Source organism: Microtetraspora glauca, from assembly GCF_040656155.1.
Lineage (GTDB): Bacteria > Actinomycetota > Actinomycetes > Streptosporangiales > Streptosporangiaceae > Microtetraspora > Microtetraspora glauca.
Genome location: NZ_JBFALK010000054.1, coordinates 1 through 3,239, shown reverse-complemented (window position 1 = coordinate 3,239; position 3,239 = coordinate 1). Strand labels below are relative to the sequence as shown.

Here is a 3,239-nt window from a genome sequence, read left to right as displayed (position 1 = left end):
AATGGACGAGATACCGGACTCTGGGATCGTCCGGCTTGTAGTGGTGCCTGTTCCTAGACTCATCTGTGCAGGTCAGCGATGGCCTGCGGGAGAGTCGCGGCATTCGGACCGGCGACGCGGTGACGCCGGTCCGAACGGTTCTCCGACCATCTGAGCGAACCGAGCCAGCGATCATCCAGCCGTGGCGACCGTCGAGGTACGCCTGACATCGGCAACGGCTATCGGTGGCGCGATGAAGACAACCCCCCGAGGTCCAGGGCAGCTCAGGTGGGGCTGCGCCGTACCCGCCAGATGGTGGCAGCGCCCAGCAGGATCGCGATGGCGAGCATCCAGCCCGCCTCGATGAACTGGAAGGGCCAGAACCGGCTCGCCGGTTGGTAGCTCATCACAGGCGAGTAGTGGTTCTGGGAGCTCCACAGGAGCCTGGCCGCGTTGCCCGCCGGGCCCTTGGCGGGCAACTCGGCTACGGATTTGTCGGCGAGTTCGGCCATCTGCTCGTTGGTCAGCCGCTGCCCCTGCGGACCGACCCACCAGGTGTCGAGCTTCCACTCGTTGGTCGCGATCTGGATCGGCCCCTCCACCGCAGGCATGTAGTTCGCGCGCAGGGCTGGCGTCAGGATCATGATGACGGCCAGGGAGACGGCGAGGGCTACGGAGACCGCGGGCATCACCCGGCGGATGACTACGCCGGCGAAAGCTCCGACCGCGAGGCAGAACAGCAGATGGACGGCGAACATCAGCCCCATCGCGTCGAAGACGTTCATCCCCTCCAACCGGTTGTCGAAGCGCTCCTCCGGCCCGTACCACCAGGTGATGAGCCATCCGATCGCGAGGCCGACGACGGTCACCCCGGTCACGAGCAGCGCGAGTTTGACCCGCAGCCAGCGCATCCGCCCGCACGCCTGGGTCCAGGTGAACCTGAAGGTCCCCGTCTCATATTCCCTGGCGAGCAGCGAACCGCCGAGGATCGAGCCGATCAGGAGCGGCATGAACATGGCGACCAAGCTGGTCAGGCCGATCAGGTTGTCGTACTTCTCGCTGAAGGGGCCGAACCGCTGCTGGCAGGCGAACGTGTCGGCCTGGCAGGTGTCCATGGCCATGCTGTGCTCGTCGCCGCGCATGGCCAGCCCGCCGACCAGCAGGACGAGCGCGAGCGCGCCGACCGTGGCCAGGCTCGCCACGAGGGCGGTGCGGTGCTGGCGCCAGGCCACCCAGGACAGCCCGCGCGTGCTCACCGGTGTGTCGATCACGGTCATGAGAACGTCGCCTCCTTGGTCGCATCGCTGGTCCGCGGGCCGGGAAGCGCGAACGCGTCGGGCTCTCGCAGGTAGGCCAGCACCAACTCCTCCAGCCCCACCGGCTCCTTGCGCCATCCCGGTGGTGTGGCGAGGGTCTGTCCCGTCGCGCGGATCAGTAGGTGTGTCTGGGCTGTGGCCCGCCGGTCCCGCACGACCGGCAGCGTCGCGGCGACCTGATCGGCCTGGGCGGTCGGCCCGACCAGCACGTGGTGCCCGGCCAGCAGGTCCTCGGTCTGGCCGGCGACCTGGACCCGGCCGCCCGCCAGCACGACCAGGTAGTCGCAGACCCGCTCCAGATCGGAGACGATGTGCGAGGAGAAGATCACCGACAGGCCGTCCTGTGCCACCGCGGTCATCAGTGCGGACTTGAACTCGTGCCTGGCCAGCGGGTCGAGGGAGGACATTGGCTCGTCCAGCACCAGCAGGTCGGGGCGCCTGGCCAGGGCCAGGGTGAGCGCGACCTGGGCGTGCTGGCCGCCCGACAGCCTGCCGATCCGGCGGGTGAGCGGGATGTCCAGCTCGGCCAGCCGGTCACGGGCTCTGGCCTGGTCCCAGCGCCGGTTCATGCTGCGCCCCATCCGCAGCATGTCGGCGACCGACAGGCCGCTGTAGAGCGCGGCGTCCTGATCCATGAACGCCACTCGATCCAGCGCTGGCAGGGAGCCTGCCGCGTTTCCCAGGACGCTGATCGCACCGGTGCTCTGCTTGGCCAGGCCGACCGTCAGGTGCAGCAGGGTGGATTTGCCCGCGCCGTTCGGCCCGGCAAGCGCTACCACGTGCCCGGCCGGGATGGCCAGCGTGCAATCGCGCAGCGCCCAGGTCCCGCCGTACCGCTTGCCCAGCCCTGAGGTTTCCACTGCGTTCACGCCACCACCTCCTCATTTTCCGCGTGGAGGTCGTGGAGCGCGCTGGAGACCAGCGCGACGATGCCCTCCTCGTCCAGGCCCGCCGCGGTGGCGGTCCGCATCCAGCGCAGCAGGTCGCGCCGCAGCGCCTCCTGCTCGCGCAGCCCCACCATCGGGAGTGCGCCATCGACGAAGGTGCCCTGGCCGCGTCGCCCCGATGCCAGTCCCCTGTGCTCCAGCTCCCGGTAGGCCTTGAGCACGGTGTTGGGGTTGATGGCCAGCCCCGCGACCACGTCCTTGACCCGGGGCAGTTGGTCGCCCTGCTTCAGGTAGCCGAGCCGCAGGGCCTGCTCCACCTGCTGCACCAGCTGCAGGTAAGTCGGGACTCCAGAGCCGGGGTCGAGCCGGAACTCGATCGGCGAAGGTAGCTCTTTATCTACTTCCATAGTTAAAAAGATAAGCGGGATGATCGTGAAATGTCAACGCACCTCCCGAGAGGGCGGTTCGTGAGTTGATGTCCCTTTCGTCATTGGGGTTGGAAGAGGCGGGCTGGGCAGGGGGTCGGCTGCTGGGCTACGGGCGTGGCTGAGTGAACAAGCCCGGCTCGGTCTCGACGAGGATGCCGCGGCTGACCAGGCGTTTGAGCTTGGAGCGGATGTTCTCGGTGTTCTTCGACACGATGGGCAGGTCCAGGGCCTGGCACAGGTCGCGAGCGCGCAAAGGTCGGTCGACGTCGGCGAAGACGGTCAGAATCTGCTGGTAGGCGGGGTGGTCGGGCAGCGCGGGAGGTGGTGCGGCCGGCTCGGTGTCACATTCGCTGGCGAGCGAGACGAGGTCTTGCGGGTGATCTGTAGGTGATCGATCGCCTCGTCGAGTTCGTGCAGCCTCGCGGTGAGTTCGTCAATCCGGGCGCGTGTCTGTTCAGCCTCGCAGGTCAGGGCAGCTTCGCGTGCGTCGATCTTGTCCAGCAGCGGTCTGCTCGCCTCGTGGCCGGTCATGCGCCGCGCCAGGATGGGCTGGAGGTGCCGGTCAACCGGCGGGCCATCACGTCGCTCATCGCCCAGTACACGCGCGATTCGGAACTGGTGGGGCAGTG

General features: G+C 68.0%; 5 protein-coding genes. 1 reads left to right on the top strand and 4 read right to left on the bottom strand.

Annotated features, from left to right (window positions below; all coding sequences use genetic code 11):
* Window positions 1-263: 263 nt before the first annotated feature.
* The 4 genes from AB0I59_RS42000 to AB0I59_RS41985 form a co-directional block, all read right to left on the bottom strand.
* Window positions 264-1,256 carry an ABC-2 membrane transporter-related protein gene (locus AB0I59_RS42000; protein ID WP_358142664.1) on the bottom strand — a complete coding sequence of 331 codons (993 nt, stop codon included), beginning with the start codon at window positions 1,254-1,256 and terminating at the stop codon, window positions 264-266.
* A complete protein-coding gene (locus AB0I59_RS41995; protein WP_358142662.1) occupies window positions 1,253-2,164 on the bottom strand; it encodes an ABC transporter ATP-binding protein in 912 nt (303 codons plus the stop codon). Before AB0I59_RS41995 ends, AB0I59_RS42000 begins: the two co-directional genes overlap by 4 nt.
* Window positions 2,161-2,589, bottom strand: coding sequence for a GntR family transcriptional regulator (locus AB0I59_RS41990; RefSeq protein ID WP_358142659.1), 429 nt, complete (start codon window positions 2,587-2,589; stop codon window positions 2,161-2,163). Before AB0I59_RS41990 ends, AB0I59_RS41995 begins: the two co-directional genes overlap by 4 nt.
* 127 nt (window positions 2,590-2,716) lie before the next feature.
* Window positions 2,717-2,863, bottom strand: coding sequence for a hypothetical protein (locus AB0I59_RS41985; RefSeq protein WP_358142657.1), 147 nt, complete (start codon window positions 2,861-2,863; stop codon window positions 2,717-2,719).
* Between the two features lie 134 nt (window positions 2,864-2,997).
* Here AB0I59_RS41985 and AB0I59_RS41980 point away from each other — a divergent pair.
* Window positions 2,998-3,239 (top strand): hypothetical protein (locus tag AB0I59_RS41980; protein WP_358142654.1); only part of this gene is annotated, 242 nt, incomplete at its 3' end.

Excerpts from the sequence above, each read along its gene's own strand:
- AB0I59_RS42000 (WP_358142664.1), bottom strand. The coding sequence starts at position 1,256 with ATGACCGTGATCGACACACCGGTGAGCACGCGCGGGCTGTCCTGGGTG.
- AB0I59_RS41990 (WP_358142659.1), bottom strand. The coding sequence starts at position 2,589 with ATGGAAGTAGATAAAGAGCTACCTTCGCCGATCGAGTTCCGGCTCGAC.